Raw genomic sequence first — 23,263 nt, forward strand, 5'->3', positions numbered from 1 at the left:
GCGCCCTTAGATCGCCATGAACATTACCGGCCCCGCACGCGTCGGATCGCGTACGGGGCCGGGAAAGGGCCGGGAAGGGGCCGGGAACAGGTCCGCAGGAGGGGTCAGTTCACCCGTCGTGCACCCGCCGAAGGGACCGCCTCGAACACCCGGGGCGCCGTGTAGCCCGCCGCCGCGAACGCCTCGTGGACGGACTTCGTGATGGTGTCGACGTCGGTGGTCTCCGTGAGGACGATCGCCGAGCCGCCGAAGCCGCCGCCGGTCATGCGGGCGCCGAGGGCACCGGCGGTCGCGGCCGTGTCGACGACGAGGTCCAGCTCGGGGCAGGAGACGCGGAAGTCGTCGCGGAGGGAGGCGTGGCCCTCGTTCAGGATCGGGCCGATGGCACGCGTGTCGCCGGCTTCGAGGAGCGAGACGACGCGCTCGACGCGGGCGTCCTCCGTGACCACGTGGCGGACCAGGCGGCGGACCTCCTCCTCGTCCCCCAGGCGGGCCAGCGCCGAGTCCAGGTCGGCGTACGGGATGTCGCGCAGGGCGTCGACACCGAGGAGGGCGGCGCCCTTCTCGCAGCCTTCCCGGCGCTTGCCGTACTCGCCGCCGCTGTGGGCGTGCTTGACCTGGGTGTCGACGACCAGCAGGCGCAGGCCCTCGGCGGCGAGGTCGAAGGGGATCTGCTTCTGGGAGAGGTCCCGGGTGTCGAGGAACAGGGCGTGGCCGGCCTCGCAGCAGGCGGACGCGGTCTGGTCCATGATGCCGGTGGGGGCACCCACGTAGACGTTCTCGGCGCGCTGGCAGAGGCGGGCCAGCTGCCAGCGCTGGAGGCCGAGGTCGTACAGGTCGTTCAGCGCGAGGGCGACGACGACCTCCAGGGCCGCCGAGGAGGACAGGCCCGCGCCCGTCGGGACCGTCGAGGTGAGGTGGATGTCCGCGCCGGTGATCGCGTGGCCGGCCTCGCGCAGGGCCCAGACGACGCCCGCCGGGTACGCCGTCCAGTCGTCGTCCGACGCGGGGGCGAGCGCGTCCAGCTCCAGCTCGGCCACGCCGCCCTCGATGTCCGCCGAGTGCAGCCGCAGTCGGCCGTCGTCGCGGCGGGCGACGGCCGCGAGCGCGGTGTGCGGCAGCGCGAAGGGCATCACGAAGCCGTCGTTGTAGTCGGTGTGCTCGCCGATGAGGTTGACGCGGCCGGGGGCCGCCCAGACGCCGTCGGGTCCCGTGCCGAACAGCGCCTCGAACGCGTCCCGGACGTGCTGCACCTGCTGTGCCCCCACTACTGCTCCTTCGCGATGTGCTGCGCGAACTCCCACGCGTCCGCGACGATACCCGCGAGATCCGCGCGGGACGGGTTCCAGCCCAGCTGCTCGCGGGCGGTGGCCGCGGAGGCGACCAGGACGGCCGGGTCGCCGCCCCGGCGCGGGGCCACGACCTCGGGGATCGGGTGCCCGGTGACCTTGCGGACGGTCTCGACGACCTCGCGGACCGAGAAGCCGTTGCCGTTGCCCAGGTTGCAGATGAGGTGCTCGCCGGGCTTGGCGGCGGCGACGGCGAGCAGGTGGGCCTCGGCGAGGTCGGCGACGTGGATGTAGTCGCGGACGCAGGTGCCGTCCGGGGTCGGGTAGTCGTCGCCGAAGACGGAGATGGCCTCGCGGCGGCCCTGCGCGACCTGGAGGACGAGCGGGATGAGGTGGGACTCGGGGTCGTGGCGCTCGCCCTGGGCGCCGTACGCGCCGGCCACGTTGAAGTAGCGCAGCGAGACGGCGGCCAGCCCGTGGGCGGCGGCCTCGCCGGTGATCATGTGGTCGACGGCGAGCTTGGAGGCGCCGTAGGGGTTGGTGGGCTTGGTCGGGGCGGTCTCCACGATCGGGACCTGCTCCGGCTCGCCGTAGGTCGCGGCGGTGGAGGAGAAGACGAGCCGGCGCACGCCCGCCTCGCGCATGGCGCCGAGGAGGGCCATGGAACCGCCGACGTTGTTGTCCCAGTACTTCTCGGGCTTGACGACGGACTCGCCGACCTGCGAGGACGCGGCGAAGTGGAGCACGGCGTCGAAGGAGGCGTCGAGCCACTTCCCGGCGTCGCGGATGTCGCCCTCGATGAAGGAGGCTCCGGACGGGACGCCCTCGCGGAAGCCGGTGGAGAGGTTGTCGAGGACGACGACCTCGTGCCCCGCCTCCAGCAGGTGCTGGGCGACCACGCTGCCGACGTACCCCGCACCGCCCGTGACCAGATACTTTCCGCTGCTCATCAACTCGCTACCTCTCGCAGTCGCTCGGCCGCGCGCTCCGGCGGCACGTCGTTGATGAACACGTTCATGCCGGATTCGGAGCCCGCGAGGAACTTCAGCTTGCCGGACGTCCGGCGGATGGTGAAAAGCTCGAGATGCAGCCCGAAGTCGTCACGGTTGACACACTCGAACTCCTCCAGCTGACCGAACGGCGCCTGGTGCCATGCGGCGATGTACGGCGTCGGCGGCTCACCCTCACCGAAGATACGGTCGAAGCGCCTCAAGAGTTCCAGGTACACCTTGGGGAACTCTGTGCGCGCGGCCTCGTCCAGCGCCAGCAGGTCGGGCACGCGCCGCTTCGGGTACAGGTGCACCTCGTACGGCCAGTGCGCCGCGTACGGCACGAAGGCGACCCAGTGTTCACCCTCCAGGACGACCCGCTCGTCGGCGAGTTCACGCTCCAGGACGGCGTCGAAGAGGTTCTCGCCGCCGGTGGCGTCCTTGTGGGCCGCCAGTGAACGCAGCATCAGCGCCGTGCGCGGAGTGGTGAACGGGTAGGCGTAGATCTGCCCGTGCGGGTGACCCAGTGTCACACCGATCTCGGCACCCCGGTTCTCGAAGCAGAAGACCTGCTCGACGGAGGGCAGATGCGACAGCTCGGACGTCCGGTCCGTCCACGCGTCCAGGACGAGCCGTGCCTGCTCCTCGGTGAGGTCGGCGAAGGACGCGTCGTGGTCGGAGGTGAAGCAGACCACCTCGCACCGCCCGGAGTCGCCGGCCAGCGAGGGGAATCGGTTCTCGAACACGACGACGTCGTACGAGGAGTCCGGGATCTCGCTGAGCCGGTCGCCCTGGGACGGGCACAGGGGGCACTCGTCGGCCGGCGGGTGGTAGGTGCGCCCCTGCCGGTGGGAGGCGATCGCGACCGAGTCGCCGAGCAGCGGGTCCCGGCGTACCTCCGAAGTGGTGACCGTGCGGTCCAGCGGGCGTCGGTCCACCGCGTCGCGAACCGAGTCGTCCCGCAGGTCGTAGTAGATCAGCTCACGACCGTCGGCCAAGCGGGTCGAGGTCTTCTTCACCGCGACACTCCATCCGTACACCGAGCAATATCAACATTGCCAGTAAGTCATCAAACAGAACCGAACACATCAAACCACAAACCCCCACGGTAGTCACCATCACAACCGAACAAAGACCACCAGACAAGGTTGGCGCTGGATGCAGACCCCCACGTATGCCCCCACACACCCCATGGACCTGGCCGCCGAGCTGCGACTCCCCACGAACGCGCTCGACTACACGATCCTCGGCATCTACTTCGCCGTCGTCCTGGGCATCGGCTTCGCCGCCCGCCGGTCGGTGAAGACCACCCTCGACTTCTTCCTCTCCGGGCGCTCGCTGCCCGCGTGGATCACGGGCCTGGCCTTCATCTCGGCCAACCTGGCGGCCACCGAGATCCTCGGCATGGCGGCCAACAGCGCGCAGTACGGCGCGTACACCGTCCACTGGTACTGGATCGGCGCCATCCCGGCCATGGTCTTCCTCGGCCTGGTGATGATGCCGTTCTACTACGGCAGCAAGGTCCGCTCGGTCCCGGAGTTCCTGCTCCTGCGCTTCGACAAGTGGGCGCACCTGCTCAGCTCGCTGCTGTTCGCCTTCGCGGCGATCCTGATCGCGGGCGTCAACCTGTACGCGCTGGCGATCGTCGTCGAGGCGCTGCTGGGCTGGCCGCAGTGGGTGGCGATCGTGGTCGCCGGCTTCTTCGTGCTCGCGTACATCACGCTGGGCGGCCTCTCCTCGGCGATCTACAACGAGGTGCTCCAGTTCTTCGTGATCCTGGCGGCGCTGATCCCGCTGTCCGTGCTCGGCCTGAAGGCGGTCGACGGCTGGGACGGCCTGACGGACTCACTGAAGGCCTCGCACGGCGACGACTTCGTCACCGCCTGGGGCGGCACGGGCATCGGCAGCGACAACCCGCTGGGCGCGAACTGGCTGACGATCGTGCTGGGCCTCGGCTTCGTGCTGTCCTTCGGCTACTGGACGACGAACTTCGCGGAGGTCCAGCGCGCCCTGTCCGCGAAGAACCTCTCGGCGGCCCAGCGGACGCCGCTCATCGCCGCCTACCCGAAGATCTTCATCGTCTTCCTGGTGATGATCCCGGGGCTGGTGGCGGCGGTGCTGGTCCCGAACATCGGCACGGCGGACTCGGACCTCCAGTACAACGACGCGATCCCCTATCTCATGCAGGAGCTGCTGCCCAACGGCGTCCTCGGCATCGCCGTGACGGGCCTGCTGGCGGCGTTCATGGCGGGCATGGCGGCGAACATCTCGTCCTTCAACACCGTGTTCACGTCGGACATCTGGGCGAAGTACGTGGTGCTGGGGCGGGAGGACGCGTACTACGTCCGCTTCGGCCGGCTGATCACCGCCATCGGAGTGATGGCGTCGATCGGCACGGCGTTCCTGGCCTCGTCGTTCTCGAACATCATGAGCTACCTCCAGACGCTGTTCTCCTTCTTCAACGTGCCGATGTTCGTCGTGTTCATCGTCGGCATGTTCTGGAAGCGGGCGTCGATGAAGTCCGGCTTCTGGGGCCTGCTGGCCGGCACCACGACCGCGATGGTCAACTACTTCGTCCTCTACAAGCAGGACATCATCGGCATCCCCACCGACCAGGGCGCGAACTTCGTCTCCGCGATCGCCGGGTTCGTGGCGGGCGCGGTGGTGATGGTCGCGGTGTCGCTGTTCACCGCGCCGAAGCCGGACGAGGAGCTCGAGGGCCTGGTGTACGGCACCGTCTCCCCCGGCATGGCCGAGCCGCCGGCGGCGGGCGACGACGCCTGGTACCGCAAGCCGGCGCTGCTGGGGTGGGGTGCCGTGATCCTGGCCGCCGCCTGCTACATCCCGTTCTCGTTCTGATCCCGGGCGCGTACACCGAGGGAGACTGGAGAGACCATGTCCGAGCAATTCGAACCCGACGAGCGTGCCGAGGCCGCCGAGCGGCTGCGGCGAGCGGGGTACTCCGAGGCGGACCTCCAGCGCGAGGTCACCGAGCTGGAGGAGAAGTCCGCGACCGCGGCCCGCATCTTCGACCTGCGGCGCATCATCGGCGGCCTGTTCGTCCTGTACGGCGTCATCCTCACGATCACCGGCCTGACCGACAGCGACGCGGAGATCGACAAGGCCCAGGGGATCAACATCAACCTCTGGACGGGGCTGGGAATGCTGGCCCTCGGGATCTTCTTCCTGGTCTGGCTGTGGCTGAGGCCCGCGGCGCATCCGACGCCGACGCTGCCACCGGAGGCGGTGGAGGGGGAGCGTCCGCCCTCGCGGGGCGAGTAGCGGCGGGGACGACACGAAACAGCGCCGGGATCCGTGGCTTCGGATCCCGGCGCTTTCAGGTTTCAGGCGGTCAGCCGCCCAGGCCGCCCAGGAAGTCGAGGCCGATGCTCCCGCCCGGTGCCTGGTCCGCGTCCAGGTTTGAGAGGGTGAAGGCATCACTGCCGTCGCCGTTGACGCAGCTCTGCTCGATCGTCTGCTGCTTCGACAGAGCGCTGAGGATGGGGACGGTGCCGAGGTTGATGAGGCCCACCTGGAAGTTCGGGTTCTCTTCGCCCTGATCCTGATCGGCGTCATTCACGCACAGCCTGGGACTGCCGTCCGCGTCCGTGCCGTAGTCGGTGGCGGAGGCGACTCCGGCACCGGCCAGGCTGAGGGTCCCGATCATGGCAGCCACAAGGGTGGCCTTGCGAATCTTGCGCATTACGTCCCTTTTCTCTCTGGGTGGCATGGCTCGTGGTGTAACGCAACGTTACAGTTCGTAACTGTATGCTACGTTTGCTCCTTTTGTACCCCACCACGCCGACCCGCCCCCGACAACCACCGGAATGCCATTCGGGGGATCTACGCGGCCCCCAGTTCGCACCAGACGAGCTTGCCGCGCCGCCCGAGCCGGGAGAGGGGCCGCCAGCCCCAGGTGTCGGCACAGGCCCGGACGATCGCGAAGCCGCGTCCGCTCTCGGCGTCGGTGAGCCGGTCGAACTTTCCGGGAGGCTCGGGCGGCTGGGGGTCGGCGTCCCAGGCACCGATCTGGAGAACGCCGTCGCGGTAGCGGATCCGCAGGGCGGCGGGACCCTTGGTATGCAGTACGGCGTTGGAGACCAGCTCCGAGGCGAGGAGTTCGGCGGTGTCGGCGAGATGGGTGAGGCGATGGAGGGTGAGGATCAGACGGAGGGTGCGGCGACAGACGGCGACGGCGCGGGGGTCGGTGGGGATGTACAGGGTGTACTCCCAGGAGTCGGGAGCGGGGTCGGTTTCGGGCATGGGGCAGCTCCGGGCACGAGGAGGGGAGGTCACCGCAGAGTGAGCGGAACACCACCGACCGTAAGGCAATAATTTCTGCCCTCGCAAGCTGTTGCCGTAATCTGGCACTCGAACGAGGCACAACAACAAGGACGTTGGGGAGCACATGGCGGCGAGGAGCCATCCCACCGCACGGCAGGTGCGCCTGGGCGCGGAGCTGCGCAAACTGCGGGAGGCAGCGGGATTGAAGGCCCGCGAGGTCGCGGCGTTCCTGAACTCGACCTCGGCCCAGATGAGTCAGGTGGAGGCAGGCATCGCGGCCGTCAGCGCGGAGCGCATCCGTCGTCTCGCGGCCCATTACGCCTGCACGGACGAGGCGTTGATCGATGCGCTGGCGGCCATGGCCGGCGATCGCACGCGGGGGTGGTGGGACGACTATCGGGGAGTTCTGCCCCAGGTGAACCTGGACGTGGCGGAGGCGGAGCACCATGCGACGTTCCTGCGCGAGGTCGTCATCACCTACGTCCCCGGGCTGCTCCAGACTCCCGACTACGCCCGAGCGGTCTTCAGTTACATGCGCCCTGAACTGCCCGAGAGCGAGCTCACTCCCCGGGTGGAACACCGGATGCGGCGTCGCTCGGTCATCGAGGGCGACCTCCCCACTCCGTACGAGACGATCGTCCACGAGCTCGCCCTGCGCGTCCGCGTGTCCGACCGCCAGGCTTCCCTCGCTCAGCTCCGCTGGATCCTTGACCAGATCGAGCAGGGCCACGCCTCCGTGCGCGTCATCCCCACCGACCTGGACGGCTTCGGGGGCGCCGACGCTTCGATGATGTACATGGGCGGCCCGCTCCCCCGGCTCGACACCGGACTGCTGGACGCACCCACGGGTACCCAGTTCATCGATGCGGAAGCGCAGTTGGGACGGCTCCGAACACTCTTCCGTAAGGTGGAGAAGGCGTCGCTGGAACCCACGGCGTCACGGGACTTCATCCACCGCATGACGAAGGAGCTGTGAGCCTCCCATGAACCATGCCCTGCGCTGGCAGAAGTCCACGTTCTCCGGAGGCGGCGAGGGCAATACCTGCGTCGAACTCGCCGCATCCTGGCAGAAGTCGACGTTCTCCGGTGGGGGCAACGGAGACACCTGCGTCGAACTCGCCGCCACCCCCGCCGCCCTCCACCTCCGTGAGAGCGACGTCCCGGCCACGGCCCTCACCACCACCGCCACCGCCCTCGCCAACCTCCTGGAAGGCATACGCACCGGGTCCGTCTAGGGCAGGTCCTAGTCGCGTGCGACGGGACCCGCCCGGTCCAGCAGCCCCGTGCGGGCCGCCAGGGCCGCTGCCTCCAGGCGGGAGCCGACGCCGAGTTTCATGAGGACGCGCTGGACGTGGGTGCGGGCCGTGGAGGGGGCGATGCCCATGCCGGCGGCGATCAGGCGGGTGTCCTCGCCGTCGGCGACCCGGACCAGGACCTCGACCTCGCGCGGGGTGAGCATCTGCAACAGACGCTGGCCCTCGTCGTCCGGCTGGGCCGCGGGGTTCAACAACTCGCTGAAGGCGCCTTGCAGCAACTGCGGAGCCACCGCCGCCTCACCCGCCCGCGCCTTCATGATCGCCCGCTCCACGCCCTCGATGCGCTCGTCGTGCCGCACATAGCCGGAGGCTCCCGCCGCGAAGGCCGCCGCGATGCCCCGGGGGCTCGGTACCGGGCCCAGGACCAGGACCGCCACCTGTGGGCGCTCCCGCTTGATACGGACCACCGGGTCGAACATGCCCGGCTCGGCCGGGGTCGCCGTACCCAGCAGGCACACCTCGGGCGCCCGGGTGATGACCAGTTCCGCCGCGCCCGCGGCCGGCGCCGCAGCGGCGAGCACCCGGTGTCCTCGCAGCTTCAGCGCCGAGGCCAGCGCCTCGGCCAGCAGGCGGTGGTCGTCGACCACCATCAGCCGCACTCCCATCGAGCAACCCCCCAGTCCCCCCACGGAACACAACAGGCCTGGCACACGGACAAGGGGTGCCCCCCGGCACCCCGTCCTTCATGCCCCCGGAAGCTACACGCTTGTTCGACGTTGCGCTCCCCCTACCGGTGAGAAGTGCCCCGGATCGCCGAAATTCCTCGCATTCGAGGGTGATGAGCGGTAAGTGCACGGCCCCGTCCCTGAGCAGGGACGGGGCCGCGACCGAAGGAACAGTACGACTAGATGATCAACCCGTCGTGCCAAACGCCAGCGCCAGGTACTCCGGGTCGTCCGAGGAGGACTCGCTGGCGTACACCTCGGACATGAACAGGCGCCCCTGGGAGTAGATGATCTCGGAGTACTCCGGGAGCATGCCGGTCTCCGCGTCCACGGACGCCTCCGTGCTCGGGTTCTCCAGCAGCTTGGTCTCCTTGAAGGAGCCGCCGTCGATGCTGACGATCTGACCGCCCTTGTCGTACGGCGGACGCTTGTAGGCGATCAGGCTGTTGCCGTCCATCCGCAGCGGGTAGATCGTGTACTCGTCGCCGGCGTCGGCACGCTGGCCGGTCTGCTTGCCGGTGGCCAGGTCGAACGCGACGATCTCGTTCGTCCGGCTGTAGTCGGCGGTGCCGTCGTGCTCCTCGGTCGGGACGTAGATCCGGTCGTTGCCGACGGCCAGGCCCGAGCACTGCTCGATCTTGGTGATCCCCTCGCAGTCGGCCGCGAAGTCGTCGCCCGGCACGGAGATACGGGTGCGCAGCTTGCCCGTCTTGTTGTCGATGGAGAAGAAGTCGGAGATGCCGCTGCCGTCACCGGCGCTGTCGCCGACGTCGGCCGCCACGACCAGCGGCTCGGTCGAGACGACGGACGCGTACTCGATGCCCTTGGTCATCTTGTACTCGGAGATCACCTTGCCGGAGGCCGGGTCGATGGTCTGGATGCTCAGCTGCGGGTCGTCGTAGCTGCCGCACCTGCGCACCGCCACCAGCTTGGGGCCGCCGCCGTAACCCGCGTCGTAGCAGGAGTCGGCCGCCTTCGGCGCCCACAGCGCCTTGCCGGAGTCGATGTCGAAGGCCGCGCCGCCGTCGTTGCCGCCCAGGGCTACGGTGTTCGCGCTGACCGTCACGTTGTCGAAGTCGACCGGGTAGTCGCCGGACGCGACCGACTTCTTCCACAGCTGCTTGCCCGCGGCGAGGTCGATCGCGGCGACCTGGTCGCAGCCGGCGGTGTCCGCGCCGCTCGCCTGGAAGACGATCGCCGTGCGGTGGTCGTCGGTGGCGAACCTGCTGGCCTCGCACACCGGTCCGGGCAGCTTCACCGTCCACAGCTTCGTGCCCTTGTCGAGGTCGTAGCCGACGACCTCGTTGACCCCGGTCTTCACGTACGCCTTGTCGGTCAGCCAGGAGCCCCGGACGCCGACGCTGTCGTCCTTCTTGACGACGGGCATCGGCAGCTGGAACAGGATCTTGGCGGACGGGTCGGCGGGCGCCTTCTCCTTGCCGCCGGCCGCGGTACCGCCGGCGTCGCCCTTGTCGTCGCCCCCGCCGCCGTCGGCTCCGCCGCTGCTCGCGGTGTCGTCCTTCTTGCCGCCGTCGCCGGAGTTCGCGTACAGGACGCCGCCGCCGCCGATCAGCGCGATCGCGACGACCGCCGAGACGATGATCGCGACCTGCGCGTTGATCTTCTTCCCGCCGCCCCCCGTGCCGGGGCCCGGCTGGGGGTGCAGGGCCACGGTGGGCTGCCCCGGGTAGCCGTAGCCGGGGGCGGTGGCGGGCTGACCGGGCTGGCCCGGGTAGCCGTAGCCCTGCTGCGGGGGGTACGGGACACCCGGCTGGCCGTAGGGGGACGGCGGCTGCGGGGACTGGGCGTACGGGGAGGGCGCGGGCTGCTGGGATGCCTGGCCCGGGTAGCCGTAGCCGGGGGTGGCCGGAGGCGTCGGCGGCTGGGGGCCACCCGCCTGCGGGTAGCCGTACGCCGGCTGCGGCGGGGTCGGGGGCGCGGCGGGGGCCGCCTGGCCCGGGTACCCGTACGCCGGCTGCGGCGGGGTGGGCGGGGCCTGCGGCGGCTGCGACGGCTGCGCCGGCTGACCGGGCTGCGGGGCCCCGGGATGAGCGGGATGTCCTGCCTGGTGCGGCATGGGACCCCCGCCCTCCGGCGTCTTGCCGAGCTGCGGGCCCCCGGGCGGGGCGGCCGGCGGAGCCGACGGCGGCGCGAAAGCGGGTGCGGACGCCGGTGCGGACGGCGGCGCGAACGGCGGGGCCGACGCCGGTGCCGACGGCGGGGTCTGCGGGGCGCCCTGCGGCGGAGCGTCCTGTGGCGGAGCGTCCTGCGGCGCGCCCGCGCCCTCCTGCGGTACGGCGTCCTGAGGTACCGCGTCCTGCGGCTCGGGCGGGCCGAAGGCCCCCTGCTGCGGGGGCTGGTCCTGGGGCGGCTGGTTCGGGGGCGGCTGCGTCATGGTGTGGGTACCTCGGGGAAAAGCTCGACGGGCGCAACGGGCTCGACGGGCTTGACGGACTGGGGCGGGAACGGAGGTCGGTCGTCGCCTCACTTGCCGTAGGCGAGCATCAGCTTCTCCTTCTCGTCGTCCCGGCCCGTCAGCCGCGTGGTGGAGAGATAGAAGCGCCCGTCGACCCAGGCGACATCGCGCGAGGAGAAGCCGCTCTCGATCTCGGTCGTGCTCTCCGGCATCTGCAACAGCTTCACCGGCTTGTGCGCGGACCCGGTGGTCGGGATCGACACCACCTGTCCGGGCGCGCTGTACGACGCCTCCACGTAGGCGACGAGCTTGCCGCCCTCGAGGGTCACCGGCAGCATCGACGCGTCCGACGGGGACTTCACCCGCCACTTCTCCTTGCCGTTGGAGAGGTCGATCGCGACGATCTCGTTGGCGCCGGTGGTGGCGTCGGTCGGCAGATAGAGGGTGTTGGCGTCGGCGACCGCGCCGAGGCAGCCCTGGAGGTTGCGCTGGAGGACGGCCCAGCCGCACTCGGGCGCGAAGTCCTCGTCGAAGCCGACCTGGGAGCGGAAGCCGCCGTTCGGCTTGAACGTGGCGATGTTCCAGGTGTTCTTGTCGCTGTTGGTGCTGTAGACGACCAGCGGGTCGACGGAGTAGGTCCGCGCGACCGTCCACCCCTTGTCGAACTTCTGGGTCCACTTGACCTTGCCGGTCGCCGGGTCCAGCTCCTGGACCTCGTCGTGCTCGTCGGGGTCGGTCGCCGCGCAGGAGGCCACCGCGATCAGCTTGGCGCCGCCCGCGAAGGCGGTCGGGAAGCACGCGTCGCCGTACTTCTTCTTGTCGAACAGCTTCTTGCCGGTCCGCACGTCGTACGCCGTCCCCGACATGGAGCGGCCCACCATCAGCGTGTTGCCGGTGAGCGACATCCCGATGCTGCTCGTGCTGTCGAACAGCTCGCCGTCCGCGACCTCGGCGGTCCAGCCCTTGGCGCCGGTGGCGAGGTCGATCTGCTGGAGCTGGTTGCAGTCGGCGCGGTCGCTGGTGCCGTTCATGTACGCCACGACGATCTTGTCGTCGGCCGTCTTCTGCGGGGTGACCGCGCAGATCTTCTGCGGGAACGTGATCGTGTCCCAGGTGGGCCGCCCGTCACCCACGTCGTACGCGACGAGTTCCTTGTACGCCGCCTTCACCGCCGTCTTGGACGTGATCCACATGCCGGGGGCGTCGGCGCCGGAGGCGGGCGCGTCCGGCGCCTCCTTGTACCAGAGCACCTTCGCCTCGCCCGACGCACGGCCCGCGTTGAAGTCCTCCTGCTCCTCGCCGCCGTCGCCGTCGCCGTCACCGGGGTTGACCGGGGCGCCGCTGCCGGTCGCCTTCCCGTCGTCGCTCGGCCCGGCGACCGGCTTCTTCTTGCCGCCCTTGCCGTCCCCGCCGCTGTTCACGGCGAACACCGTTCCGCCGATCACCAGCAGCGCCGCCACGGCCGCGCCTACGACCAGGGCGGGGCGTCCCTTGAAGGGGTTGCGGGAACCACCGGGGGCCGGCGGGACACCGGGCGCGCCCGGGAACTGCGGGGGCTGCGGAAAGCCGTACCCCGGCTGCTGGGCGTAGGGACCGCTCGGCTGGCCGTACGGACCGGGCTGCGCGTAGGGACCCGGCTGGGCGTAGGGGCCCTGCGGGGCGTACGGGCCGGACTGCGGCGGCTGTTGCGGGTAGCCGTAGCCGGGCTGGGGCTGCTGAGGCTGCTGAGCCGGAGGCTGGGGCTGGGGCGCGCCGAAGCCGCCCTGCGGAGCCTGGGGAGCCTGGGGTGGCTGTTGCGCCTGTGGGGGCTGGGGTGGCTGGGCCGGAGCCTGCGGCGGCTGGTTCTCCGGCGGTCCGAACCCGCCCTGCGGCGGCTGATTGGGCGGCTGAGCCATCAGCGTGCTCCCCCTTGTCACTGATTTTTAGCCAGCCCTTTGTATCACCCATGACCGACAGCGAAGGGGGCCGCATCCGCCCCTGTTCCCAAGGACGGACCGGCCCGTAATGCCCTCGTTATGCGCCTTCACGCACCCTTCACGCGGCGCACGCGCCGTCAGCGCGCGCCCCGGACGCGGCGGGCGCACCACCCCATCGGCTACGCATCGTCCGCGAGTTCCAGCCAGCGCAGCTCCAGCTCCTCGCGCTCCCCCGCCAACTCCCGCAGTTCGGCGTCGAGTTTGGCGACCTTCTCGAAGTCGGTCGCGTTGTCGGCGATCTGGGTGTGCAGCTTGGACTCCTTCTCGGAGATCTTGTCCAACTGCCGCTCGATCTTCTGGAGTTCCTTCTTGGCGGCGCGCTGGTCGGCGGCGCTCTTCTCGGTCGTGGCCGGCTTCTGCGCGAGAGCCGGGGCTGCGGAGGCGGCCGCGGCCTCCTCCATCCGCGCGCGGCGCTCCAGGTACTCGTCGATACCGCGCGGGAGCATCCGCAGCGTGGCGTCGCCGAGGAGGGCGAACACCCGGTCCGTGGTGCGCTCGACGAAGAACCGGTCGTGGGAGATGACGATCATCGAGCCCGGCCAGCCGTCGAGGACGTCCTCCAGCTGGGTGAGCGTCTCGATGTCGAGGTCGTTGGTGGGCTCGTCGAGGAAGAGGACGTTGGGTTCGTCCATGAGCAGCCGCAGCAGCTGGAGGCGGCGGCGCTCACCGCCGGAGAGGTCACCGACCGGCGTCCACTGCTTCTCCTTGTTGAAGCCGAACGTCTCGCACAGCTGACCGGCGGTCATCTCGCGCCCCTTGCCGAGGTCGACGCGCTCGCGCACCCGCTGGACGGCCTCCAGGACCCGCAGGTTCGGGTCGAGTTCGCCGACCTCCTGGGAGAGGTAGGCGAGCTTGACGGTCTTGCCGACGACGACCCGCCCGGCCGCCGGCTGGGCCTCTCCCTCGGTGCGCGCGGCCTCGGCCATGGCACGCAGCAGGGAGGTCTTGCCGGCGCCGTTGACCCCGACCAGGCCGATGCGGTCGCCGGGGCCGAGGTGCCAGGTGACGTGCTTGAGCAGCACCTTGGGACCGGCCTGGACGGAGACGTCCTCGAGGTCGAAGACGGTCCTGCCGAGCCGCGAGGAGGCGAACTTCATCAGCTCGCTGCTGTCGCGGGGCGGCGGTACGTCCGCGATCAGCTCGTTGGCGGCCTCGACCCGGAAGCGGGGCTTCGACGTCCGCGCGGGGGCGCCGCGGCGCAGCCAGGCCAGCTCCTTGCGGACCAGGTTCTGCCGCTTGGTCTCCTCGGTCGCGGCGATCCGCTCGCGCTCGGCGCGCGCGAAGACGTAGTCGGAGTAGCCGCCCTCGTACTCGTGGACGTCACCTCGCTGGACGTCCCACATGCGCGTGCAGACCTGGTCGAGGAACCAGCGGTCGTGGGTGACGCACACGAGCGCGGAGCGGCGCTCGCGCAGATGCCGGGCGAGCCAGGAGATGCCCTCGACGTCGAGGTGGTTGGTGGGCTCGTCGAGGACGATCAGGTCCTGCTCGTCGATCAGCAGCTTGGCAAGCGCGATACGGCGGCGCTCACCGCCGGAGAGCGGGCCGATCACGGTGTCGAGGCCCTGCGGGAAGCCGGGCAGGTCGAGCCCGCCGAAGAGGCCGGTGAGAACGTCCCGGATCTTGGCGTTGCCCGCCCACTCGTGGTCGGCGAGGTCCCGGATGACCTCGTGCCGGACCGTGGCGGCCGGGTCGAGGGAGTCGTGCTGGGTGAGCACGCCCAGGCGCAGCCCGCCGGAGTGGGTGACCCGGCCGGAGTCGGCCTCCTCCACCTTGGCGAGCATGCGGATCAGCGTGGTCTTTCCGTCGCCGTTGCGGCCGACGACACCGATCCGGTCCCCTTCGGACACGCCGAGCGAGATGCCGTCGAGGAGGGTACGGGTGCCGTACACCTTGCTGACGTTCTCGACATTGACCAGATTGACGGCCATTTCTCTCCTGCCCGGGGGGATCGATCGACCCTCAAGGGTAGTCGGGCGGACGGACATCCGGCCGGGGCGTCCAGCGGGGCGTACGCGTGGGCGCGCACGGAGGGCTGCGCAGCGCGTGAAGGTGGTACGCGCCGGTGACGCACGGCGCGTCCGCGCCCGGCTCACGCCGTCCGGGCCCGGCCGACGGCGGCCGTCGGCGACGGTGCGCATCCCGTGGCATGTGATCGGTTGCGCGGTACGGGACGCGGGCGGTCACGCGCGCCGGAGGTGTCCGGCGCACGCCGCAGCGGACGCACCGAGCGCGCCCGCCCTGTATCGACCTTCAGCGCTCAGCTTTCGCCGCTCAGCGGGCGTCGACGACCGTCGCCCCCGGTGCCGGCCCCGACGCCACCCGTACGCTGCGGCAGGTGCCCGACGTCCGCAGGGCCTCCGCGATCTTCTCCGCGGAGGCGGTGTCCCGGGCGAGGTACGCCGTGGTCGGGCCCGAGCCCGAGACGAGGGTCGCGAGCGCCCCCGCCGCGCGCCCCGCCGCGAGGGTGTCGGCGAGTTCGGGGAAGAGGGACAGCGCGGCGGGCTGGAGGTCGTTGGAGACGGTGGCCGCGAGCGCGTCCGGGTCGCCCTTGGCCAGGGCGTCGAGGAGTTCCCGGGAGGCGACCGGCTCGGGGATGTCGAGGCCCTCGCCGAGCCGGTCGAACTCCCGGAACACGGCCGGTGTCGACAGCCCGCGCACGGCCATCGCGAACACCCAGTGGAAGGTGCCGCCGACCTCCAGGGCGGTCAGCTTCTCGCCCCGCCCGGTGCCGAGCGCGGCCCCGCCGACCAGGCTGAACGGGACGTCGCTGCCCAGCTCGGCGCAGATGTCGAGGAGTTCCTCGCGGGACGCTCCCGTACCCCACAGCGCGTCGCACGCCAGGAGCGCGCCCGCGCCGTCCGCGCTGCCGCCCGCCATCCCGCCGGCGACGGGAATGTCCTTGACGATGTGCAGGTGCACGTCGGGGGTGCGGCCGTACCGTTCGGCGAGCGCGATCGCGGCGCGCGCGGCGAGGTTCGTACGGTCCAGGGGGACCTGGCCGGCGTCCGGTCCCTCGCAGGTGACGCTCAGCTCGTCGGCCGGGGTCACCGTGACCTCGTCGTACAGGCCGACGGCCAGGAAGACGTTCGCCAGGTCGTGGAAGCCGTCCGCGCGTGCGGCACCCACCGCGAGCTGGACGTTGACCTTGGCCGGCACACGGACGGTGACGCTCACTCGGACCCCTTGTTCTCGGCGATGCGGGCGAACTCCTCGACGGTGAGCGACTCCCCGCGCGCCTGCGGGGAGACGCCGGCGGCGACCAGGGCCGCCTCGGCCGCGGGCGGCGACCCGGCCCATCCGGCGAGCGCGGCGCGCAGCGTCTTGCGGCGCTGGGCGAACGCCGCGTCGATGACGGCGAAGACCTCGCGCTGCGACGCGGTGGTCTTGACCGGCTCGGCCCGGCGGACGAGGGAGACGAGCCCGCTGTCGACGTTCGGGGCGGGCCAGAAGACGTTGCGGCCGATGGCGCCGGCCCGCTTGACGTCGGCGTACCAGTTGGCCTTGACGGACGGGACGCCGTACACCTTCGAACCGGGCGCGGCGGCGAGGCGGTCGGCGACCTCCGACTGGACCATCACGAGGGTGCGCTCGATGCTCGGGAAGGTGGCGAGCATGTGGAGGAGCACCGGCACCGCCACGTTGTAGGGCAGGTTCGCGACCAGGGCGGTGGGCGCGGGGCCGGGCAGCTCGGTGACGTGCATCGCGTCGGAGTGCACCAGCGCGAAGCGCTCCGCGCGCTCCGGCATGCGCGCCGTGATCGTCGCGGGCAGCGCGCCGGCCAGGACGTCGTCGATCTCGACGGCGGTGACCCGGTCGGCGACCTCCAGCAGCGCGAGCGTGAGGGAGCCGAGCCCCGGTCCGACCTCGACGACCACGTCGTCGGGCCGCACCTCGGCGGTGCGGACGATACGGCGGACCGTGTTCGCGTCGATCACGAAGTTCTGGCCGCGCTGCTTGGTGGGCCGTACGCCGAGGGCCGCCGCGAGTTCGCGAACGTCGGCGGGGCTCAGGAGGGCGTCGGGGGTGGGGCTGGTCACGGGACAAGGGTACGGGGCGGCGGCCCGCCCTCCGGTCGGCTCCCCCGCCCGCTCCCCGCCCGCTCCCCCGCGCGCTATCCGTGCAGCCGTGTCCCGCAGTGCGGCCAGGGGCTCGCGCCCCTCCTGACGTACAGCTTCTTCGCCCGGAGCGTCTGTTCCGCCGCCGGGGCGTCCTGGGGGCGGCCCGTGCCGCCGAGGCTCTGCCAGGTGCGGCTGTCGAACTGGTAGAGCCCGCCGTACGTGCCGGAGGGGTCCACGGCGTGGGGCCGGCCGCCGGACTCGCAGGCGGCGAGGCCCTGCCAGTCGAGGCCGTCGGCGCCCCGCACGGACGTCGGCAGCGGCTTGGTGCCGACCTTGACGACCTGCGGCCGGGGATCGCGGACGACCTCGGTGCGGACCAGCCTCGGCTTCTGCTTCACGCCGTTGACCGTGCGCAGGAGGTAGGTGACCCGCCGCAGCCCCGGGCGCCCGGCCCGCTCCACCACCTCCGTGCCCTTGAACAGGGAGGGGTCGGCGGTGCGCCGTACGTCGAAGGCGATCTGCTCGTCCCGGACCTCCTTGCCGCCGGTGATCCGCAGCACGGTGACCGTCTGCCCGTCGCGCGGGAAGCTGCCGGGGGCGACGGAGGTGGTGTCCTGGCCGCGCAGGGTGATGCCGGCCTGCTCGATCGCCTCGCGCACGGTCGCCGCGTTGGTGCGGATGGTGCGGGCCCGGCCGTCGGCCATGACGGTGATGGAGCGCTCGGTGCGCACGTTCAGCGCGAGCCCCTCACGCCCGATGCGCTGGGAGCGCGCGATGGAGAGGTATGCGCCCTCCGCACGCACCCCGATTTGCCTGAGCGCCCCCTCCACCGTGCGCGCCGTCGTCCACACGTCGCGCCGGTGACCGTCCAGGGTGAGCCGGACGGGGCGCCCGTAGTGCACCTCGATCTCGTCGCCGCTGGAGAGGGCCGTGCCGGGGGCCGGGGCGACCAGGTCGTGCGCCCCCACCTCCACGCCCTCCTCCGCCAGCAGCTCGGTCACGTCGTCGGCGAACGTGTGCAGGGTGCGCGGTGTGCCGTCGACGGACAGCTCGACCGCCTTGTCCTCGGCGACGAAGGCGGTGGTGCCGCCGGCCAGGAAGGCGACGACGAGCGCCTGCGGCAGCAGCCGGCGCATGGCCGACTCCGGGCGCTCGACGTCACGCGCCCTGCGCCGACGCGCGGCCCGCCCCACCAGGGTGGGTGCCTCGGAACCCGGCCGGCCCTGCTGCGGCAGCACCGGCCTGGTGAACCGGAGCGAACCGGGCGGCGGAGACGGCGGGGGCGGCACGGGTGCCTCGTAGGCGGGCCGGTACGTGTCCTCGTACCCCGGGGCGTCCGGGCCGTCGTACCCCGGGGCGTCCGGGTTGTCGTACGCCTGCCCGTCCGGGCTGTCGTACCCCCGTCCGTCCGGGTTCTCGTACATCGAGCCGTCCGGGTTCTCGTACCCGGGCGGGTGATACGGGTCGTCGTAGGCGGGCCGGTACGGGTCGTCGTACCCGGGGCCGGGTGCGGACCCGGATCCGGCCCCGGCCCCGGCCCCGGCCCGGCGGTCGTCGTACTGCCCCGGCGCCGCGTACACGCCGTACGCGAGCGTCTCGGCGTTGTGCAGGTCGACGTGCGTCCCGGCACCGCCGTACGGCTCGTGCTCGTGCTCGGGGGTCTGCGCGTACCGGGCATCCGGCAGGTACGGGGAGTTGCTCACGCCGACACGCTCCAGGGGTCCTGGGAGTCCGGAAGGGTCCTGATCGGGGCCCCCAGAACCTAGCGGAGCCCTCGTCACTCTCCAAAGCGACGTGGCTACCCAGAGTTGTGTTCGGGTGAGTCAGTAACCGAACGCCCGGGCCGTGTTGGCGGCCAGCGCCGTGGCGAGGGTGTCCTCGTCGATGCCCCGTACGGCGGCCATCGCGCGCACGGTGACCGGGATCAGGTAGGGCGCGTTGGGCCTGCCGCGGTAGGGCGCCGGCGTCAGGAAGGGCGCGTCGGTCTCCACCAGGACCAGCTCCAGCGGGGCGACGGCGAGGGCGTCGCGCAGGTTCTGGGCGTTCTTGAAGGTGACGTTCCCGGCGAAGGACATGTAGTAGCCGGCGCGGGCGCAGATCTCGGCCATCTCGGCGTCGCCGGAGTAGCAGTGGAAGACGGTCCGCTCGGGAGCGCCCTCCTCCTTCAGCACGCGCAGGACGTCGGCGTGGGCGTCGCGATCGTGGATGACCAGGGCCTTGCCGTGCCGCTTGGCGATCTCGATGTGGGCGCGGAACGACCGCTCCTGCGCCTCCTTGCCCTCGGGGCCGGTGCGGAAGTAGTCCAGCCCCGTCTCGCCGACGCCCTTGACCTGCGCGAGCGCGGCCAGGCGGTCGATCTCGGCGAGCGCCTCGTCGAGCGCCCCGGCGCCACCCGCCTCGCGCGCGCCCTGCCGGGACCAGCCGTCGGGGTCGCCGTGCACGATGCGCGGCGCCTCGTTGGGGTGCAGGGCGACGGTCGCGTGGACGTTCTCGTGCGCGGCGGCCGTCTCGGCGGCCCACCGCGAGCCCTTGATGTCGCAGCCGACCTGGACGACCGTCGTCACACCGACCGACGCGGCCTTCGCGAGGCCCTCCGCCACCGTGCCGGACTGCATGTCGAGGTGGGTGTGGGAGTCGGCGACCGGGACCCGGAGCGGTTCCGGGAGCGGCGGCGCGGCGTTCTTGTCTGCGTTGCTGTCGGCGTTGCTGTCGGTGTTGCGGTCGGCGTTCGAAGGCATGCCCCGATCCTACGAAAGGGGCACGCCCTGCGGCCGCCGCGTTCCGCTCAGCCCGCCTTGCGGTGGAAGGGGTGCAGGAGATCGGACAGGTGCCAGTGGTGGTGGGACGCCGGCGGCCGCTCCTCGGCCCCGGCCGTCGTCTCCGGGGCCGCCGCGGGCCCGGCCGGGGGCGCCGGGCGCGGCCGGCGGGCGGCGCCGAGCACCGACGAGACCTGCCCCGCCCGCATGATCCGCACGACGTGCCCGTCGCAGTACTGGCACGCGGGGCGGCTCAGCGGGGACGGCACGACGCGGCCGTCCGCGACGTAGAGGACGAACTCGTGGCCCTCGGCGTCGGTGTGGTGCTCTATCTCGTACGACTGCTCCCAGCCGTGCCCGCAGCGCATGCAGGCGAAGGAGTACGACTCGTGCACGACCGGGGTCGCCGCGGTGCGCGGGCCGGTCTGCCCAGTGATCTCGCTCATGCCAGCTCCTCTGGTCCGCTGGACGGGGGACGGTTGCGTCCCACGACCCAGTGGACGCCCGCGCCGACGCGAATGCACGAGGCCTGTCGAGTGTTGGATCCGTTTTGGACGTTCCTTGCCATAACGGCCCGTCGGGCGGGGGCTGAACTTTGCCTTCCGCGCCCGCGCTTTGCCCGCACATGGGGCGCACGCTCATCGGACATGCGCCCTGCTCGGAGGGGGTGTGAGCCCCCTCACGACGAGCCCCTCACAGCCCCCCGGCGCCCTTGGCCGCCACGACCGCGTCGAACACCTGCCGCTTGGGCAGTCCGGCCTCCGCCGCGACCGCCGCGATGGCCTCCTTGCGGCGCTCGCCGGCCTCCTCGCGGACCCGGACCCGGCGGACGAGTTCCGCCGCGTCGAGTTCCTCGGGCCCGCGCTCGGGGGCGCCGCAGACGACGACGGTGATCTCGCCGCGCACCCCCTGAGCGGCCCACTCCGCCAGCTCGCCGAGCGGGCCGCGCCTGACCTCCTCGTACGTCTTGGTCAGTTCGCGGCAGACGGCGGCGCGCCGGTCCGTGCCGAAGATCTCGGCCATCGCGGCGAGGGTGTCGTCGAGGCGGTGCGGGGCCTCGAAGTAGACGAGGGTGCGCCGCTCCTCGGCGACCTCCCGCAGCCGGGACAGCCGCTCGCCCGCCTTCCGCGGCAGGAAGCCCTCGAAGCAGAAGCGGTCGACGGGCAGCCCGGACAGGGCGAGGGCGGTGAGCACGGCGGACGGCCCGGGGACGGCGGTCACCTTGATGTCGTGCTCCACGGCGGCGGCCACCAGCCGGTACCCGGGGTCGGACACGGACGGCATCCCGGCGTCCGTCACCAGCAGCACCCGCGCGCCGCCGAGCAGCTCCTCGACCAGCTCGGGCGTCCGCGCGGACTCGTTGCCCTCGAAGTACGACACCACGCGCCCCTTGGTGGTCACCCCCAGCCCCTGCGTCAGCCGGCGCAGGCGGCGGGTGTCCTCGGCGGCGACGACATCGGCCCCGGCCAGCTCCTGGGCCAGCCGGGGCGGGGCGTCGGAGAGGTCACCGATCGGGGTACCGGCGAGAACGAGGATTCCGGGCCGGGTTCCGGCTGGGGTTGCGGGCTTGGTTCCGGGCTTGCTTCCAGGAGCGACTGTCACGTTTCCATCCTCGCAGGGGCGAGCAGGGCCCATGCACGGGACTCACACAGACCTGTTCCCTACGATGGCGCGGTGACCAGTACCGCGTCCTCCATGGACTCCACGGGCTCCACTGACCACCGGCCCGCACCGACACCGCAGGACCAGCGGCCGTCGTCGTGGCAGCAGCGGCTGCGCCGTTTCGGATACGCGGCGGGGCCGGTCGGCGACGTCCGGGAGCGGCTGGTGCCGCCGTACGCGCAGCCCAGCCCCCGGCTGTGGCAGTCGCTCGGCCTGCCGCCCACCTGGGTCGACCGGATCCTGCGCTGGTCCGGGTGGGGTGGTCCGCTGCTGGTCACGCTGATGGCCGGGGTGATCCGGTTCTGGAACCTGGGCAGCCCCAAGGCGGTGATATTCGACGAGACGTACTACGCCAAGGACGCGTGGGCGCTCGTCCACCGCGGGTTCGAGGTCAACTGGGACAAGAACGCCAACGATCTGATCCTGTCCTCCGGCGGCCATGTCACGATCCCGTCGGACGCGGCGTACGTGGTGCATCCGCCGGTCGGCAAGTACGTGATCGGGCTGGGTGAGCTGATCTTCGGCTTCGATCCGTTCGGCTGGCGGTTCATGACCGCGCTGCTCGGCACGCTCAGCGTGCTGCTGCTGTGCCGGATCGGCCGCCGGCTGTTCCGCTCCACCTTCCTGGGCTGTCTGGCCGGCGCGCTGATGGCCGTGGACGGGCTGCACTTCGTGATGAGCCGCACCGCGCTGCTCGACGGCGTGCTGATGTTCTTCGTGCTGGCGGCGTTCGGCTGTCTGGTCGTGGACCGCGACAAGGCGCGCGAACGGCTCGCGGCGGCGCTCCCGCCGGACGTGGACGGCCGCCACCGGCCCGACGCGCACATCGCGGAGACCGCCCGTCTGGGCTGGCGTCCCTGGCGCTGGGCAGCCGGTGTGATGTTCGGCCTGGCGATCGGCACCAAGTGGAACGGCCTGTACATCATGGCCGCGTTCCTGCTGATGACGCTGCTGTGGGACGTCGCCTCGCGCAGGGTGGCCGGCGCGCGCCGCCCGTTCCTCGCGGTGCTGAAGCACGACACGGGCCTGACGTTCCTGGCCACCGTCCCGGTCGCGCTGCTCACCTACCTGGTGTCGTGGACGGGCTGGATCCTCTCCGCCGACGACGGCTCGGGCGGCTACTACCGCAACTGGGCGGCCACCGACGGCAAGGGCGGCAACTGGACCTGGCTCTTCCCGGACTGGCTGCGCAGCCTGTGGCACTACGAGCACGAGGTGTACGAGTTCCACACCCACCTCACCTCGCCGCACACGTACCAGTCGAACCCGTGGAGCTGGCTCGTCCTGGGCCGCCCGGTCTCGTACTTCTACGAGTCCCCCGCGCCCGGCGCGGACGGCTGCCCGACGGACGCGGGCGAGAAGTGCGCGCGCGAGGTCCTCGCCATCGGCACCCCGCTGCTGTGGTGGGCCGCCTGCTTCGCGATCCTCTACGTCCTGTGGCGGTGGCTGATGCGCCGCGACTGGCGCGCGGGCGCGATCGCCTGCGCCATCGCGGCCGGCTACCTGCCCTGGTTCCTGTACCAGGAGCGCACGATCTTCCTCTTCTACGCCGTCGTCTTCCTGCCGTTCCTGTGCCTGGCGGTGGCGATGATGATCGGCGCGCTCGTCGGCCCACCCGGCTCCACCGACACCCGCCGCGTGGCCGGCGCCACGGGGGCGGGCGTTCTGGTCCTCCTGATCGCCTGGAACTTCATCTACTTCTGGCCCCTGCACACGGGGACGGCGATCCCGATCGACGACTGGCGGTCGCGGATGTGGCTGGACACGTGGGTGTAGCCAGGACTCCCGGACGTCCGTTCGCTCCCGTTCGGGCGGGGCGCACGCTTTAGAACGGTCCGTAACGATCGGT

General features: G+C 71.5%; 20 protein-coding genes. 5 read left to right on the forward strand and 15 right to left on the reverse strand.

Annotated elements, in window-relative coordinates:
• Nucleotides 1-104: 104 nt before the first annotated feature.
• Genes galK through galT form a run of 3 tightly spaced genes read right to left on the reverse strand, consistent with a single transcriptional unit; the run spans nt 105 to nt 3,297 of the window.
• Nucleotides 105-1,268 carry a galactokinase gene (gene galK, locus ACZ6D7_RS12895; protein ID WP_469488440.1) on the reverse strand — a complete coding sequence of 388 codons (1,164 nt, stop codon included), beginning with the start codon at nt 1,266-1,268 and terminating at the stop codon, nt 105-107.
• A complete protein-coding gene (gene galE / locus ACZ6D7_RS12900) occupies nt 1,268-2,239 on the reverse strand; it encodes a UDP-glucose 4-epimerase GalE (protein WP_469488443.1) in 972 nt (323 codons plus the stop codon). The genes galK and galE overlap by 1 nt, the downstream gene beginning before the upstream one ends.
• The gene (galT, locus tag ACZ6D7_RS12905) at nt 2,239-3,297 is read right to left on the reverse strand and encodes a galactose-1-phosphate uridylyltransferase (RefSeq protein WP_469488446.1); all 1,059 of its coding nucleotides are present in this window, start codon (nt 3,295-3,297) and stop codon (nt 2,239-2,241) included. The genes galE and galT overlap by 1 nt, the downstream gene beginning before the upstream one ends.
• Nucleotides 3,298-3,436: 139 nt before the next feature.
• Here galT and ACZ6D7_RS12910 point away from each other — a divergent pair, with 139 nt between their 5' ends.
• Nucleotides 3,437-5,137: a sodium:solute symporter family protein gene (locus tag ACZ6D7_RS12910; RefSeq protein WP_469488449.1), complete on the forward strand. Its 1,701-nt coding sequence runs from the start codon at nt 3,437-3,439 to the stop codon at nt 5,135-5,137.
• 36 nt (nt 5,138-5,173) lie between these two features.
• On the forward strand, nt 5,174-5,560 hold the full coding sequence (locus ACZ6D7_RS12915) for a hypothetical protein (RefSeq protein ID WP_469488451.1): 387 nt from the start codon (nt 5,174-5,176) through the stop codon (nt 5,558-5,560).
• Nucleotides 5,561-5,630: 70 nt separating this feature from the next.
• Here the strand turns inward: ACZ6D7_RS12915 and ACZ6D7_RS12920 are convergent, their stop codons facing one another.
• Together ACZ6D7_RS12920 and ACZ6D7_RS12925 are read right to left on the reverse strand one after the other, a co-directional pair.
• Nucleotides 5,631-5,945: a hypothetical protein gene (locus tag ACZ6D7_RS12920; RefSeq protein WP_469488454.1), complete on the reverse strand. Its 315-nt coding sequence runs from the start codon at nt 5,943-5,945 to the stop codon at nt 5,631-5,633.
• 176 nt (nt 5,946-6,121) lie between these two features.
• Nucleotides 6,122-6,541, reverse strand: coding sequence for an ATP-binding protein (locus ACZ6D7_RS12925; RefSeq protein WP_469488459.1), 420 nt, complete (start codon nt 6,539-6,541; stop codon nt 6,122-6,124).
• A gap of 145 nt (nt 6,542-6,686) precedes the next feature.
• On the opposite strand from ACZ6D7_RS12925, the gene ACZ6D7_RS12930 reads away from it, so the two are divergent.
• Nucleotides 6,687-7,538, forward strand: a complete 852-nt coding sequence (locus tag ACZ6D7_RS12930) for a helix-turn-helix domain-containing protein (RefSeq protein WP_469488462.1) — start codon at nt 6,687-6,689, stop codon at nt 7,536-7,538.
• A 7-nt stretch (nt 7,539-7,545) separates the two neighbouring features.
• A complete protein-coding gene (locus ACZ6D7_RS12935; protein ID WP_469488465.1) occupies nt 7,546-7,797 on the forward strand; it encodes a DUF397 domain-containing protein in 252 nt (83 codons plus the stop codon).
• Nucleotides 7,798-7,805: 8 nt separating this feature from the next.
• Here the strand turns inward: ACZ6D7_RS12935 and ACZ6D7_RS12940 are convergent, their stop codons facing one another.
• The 10 genes from ACZ6D7_RS12940 to rsmI form a co-directional block, all read right to left on the reverse strand.
• Nucleotides 7,806-8,483: a helix-turn-helix transcriptional regulator gene (locus ACZ6D7_RS12940; RefSeq protein ID WP_469488468.1), complete on the reverse strand. Its 678-nt coding sequence runs from the start codon at nt 8,481-8,483 to the stop codon at nt 7,806-7,808.
• A gap of 247 nt (nt 8,484-8,730) precedes the next feature.
• Nucleotides 8,731-10,938, reverse strand: coding sequence for an outer membrane protein assembly factor BamB family protein (locus ACZ6D7_RS12945; protein WP_469488473.1), 2,208 nt, complete (start codon nt 10,936-10,938; stop codon nt 8,731-8,733).
• A gap of 89 nt (nt 10,939-11,027) precedes the next feature.
• Entirely contained in the window at nt 11,028-12,854 is a 1,827-nt protein-coding gene (locus ACZ6D7_RS12950; protein WP_469488476.1) for an outer membrane protein assembly factor BamB family protein, read from the reverse strand.
• 200 nt (nt 12,855-13,054) lie between these two features.
• Nucleotides 13,055-14,866 carry an ABC-F family ATP-binding cassette domain-containing protein gene (locus ACZ6D7_RS12955; protein WP_469488479.1) on the reverse strand — a complete coding sequence of 604 codons (1,812 nt, stop codon included), beginning with the start codon at nt 14,864-14,866 and terminating at the stop codon, nt 13,055-13,057.
• Between the two features lie 343 nt (nt 14,867-15,209).
• A complete protein-coding gene (locus tag ACZ6D7_RS12960; RefSeq protein WP_469488482.1) occupies nt 15,210-16,112 on the reverse strand; it encodes a 4-(cytidine 5'-diphospho)-2-C-methyl-D-erythritol kinase in 903 nt (300 codons plus the stop codon).
• A complete protein-coding gene (gene rsmA, locus ACZ6D7_RS12965; RefSeq protein WP_469488486.1) occupies nt 16,109-16,975 on the reverse strand; it encodes a 16S rRNA (adenine(1518)-N(6)/adenine(1519)-N(6))-dimethyltransferase RsmA in 867 nt (288 codons plus the stop codon). Before rsmA ends, ACZ6D7_RS12960 begins: the two co-directional genes overlap by 4 nt.
• Before the next feature lie 74 nt (nt 16,976-17,049).
• Nucleotides 17,050-18,699, reverse strand: coding sequence for a ubiquitin-like domain-containing protein (locus ACZ6D7_RS12970; protein ID WP_469488489.1), 1,650 nt, complete (start codon nt 18,697-18,699; stop codon nt 17,050-17,052).
• Between the two features lie 120 nt (nt 18,700-18,819).
• A complete protein-coding gene (locus tag ACZ6D7_RS12975; protein ID WP_469488492.1) occupies nt 18,820-19,734 on the reverse strand; it encodes a TatD family hydrolase in 915 nt (304 codons plus the stop codon).
• Nucleotides 19,735-19,781: 47 nt separating this feature from the next.
• On the reverse strand, nt 19,782-20,198 hold the full coding sequence (locus tag ACZ6D7_RS12980) for a hypothetical protein (RefSeq protein ID WP_469488495.1): 417 nt from the start codon (nt 20,196-20,198) through the stop codon (nt 19,782-19,784).
• Nucleotides 20,199-20,445: 247 nt separating this feature from the next.
• Entirely contained in the window at nt 20,446-21,354 is a 909-nt protein-coding gene (gene rsmI, locus ACZ6D7_RS12985) for a 16S rRNA (cytidine(1402)-2'-O)-methyltransferase (protein ID WP_469488498.1), read from the reverse strand.
• Nucleotides 21,355-21,426: 72 nt separating this feature from the next.
• Between rsmI and ACZ6D7_RS12990 the strand changes: the two genes are divergently transcribed.
• Nucleotides 21,427-23,190, forward strand: coding sequence for a dolichyl-phosphate-mannose--protein mannosyltransferase (locus ACZ6D7_RS12990; RefSeq protein WP_469488500.1), 1,764 nt, complete (start codon nt 21,427-21,429; stop codon nt 23,188-23,190).
• The last annotated feature ends 73 nt before the right edge of the window (nt 23,191-23,263 follow it).

Source organism: Streptomyces sp. NPDC041784 (genome assembly GCF_055591025.1).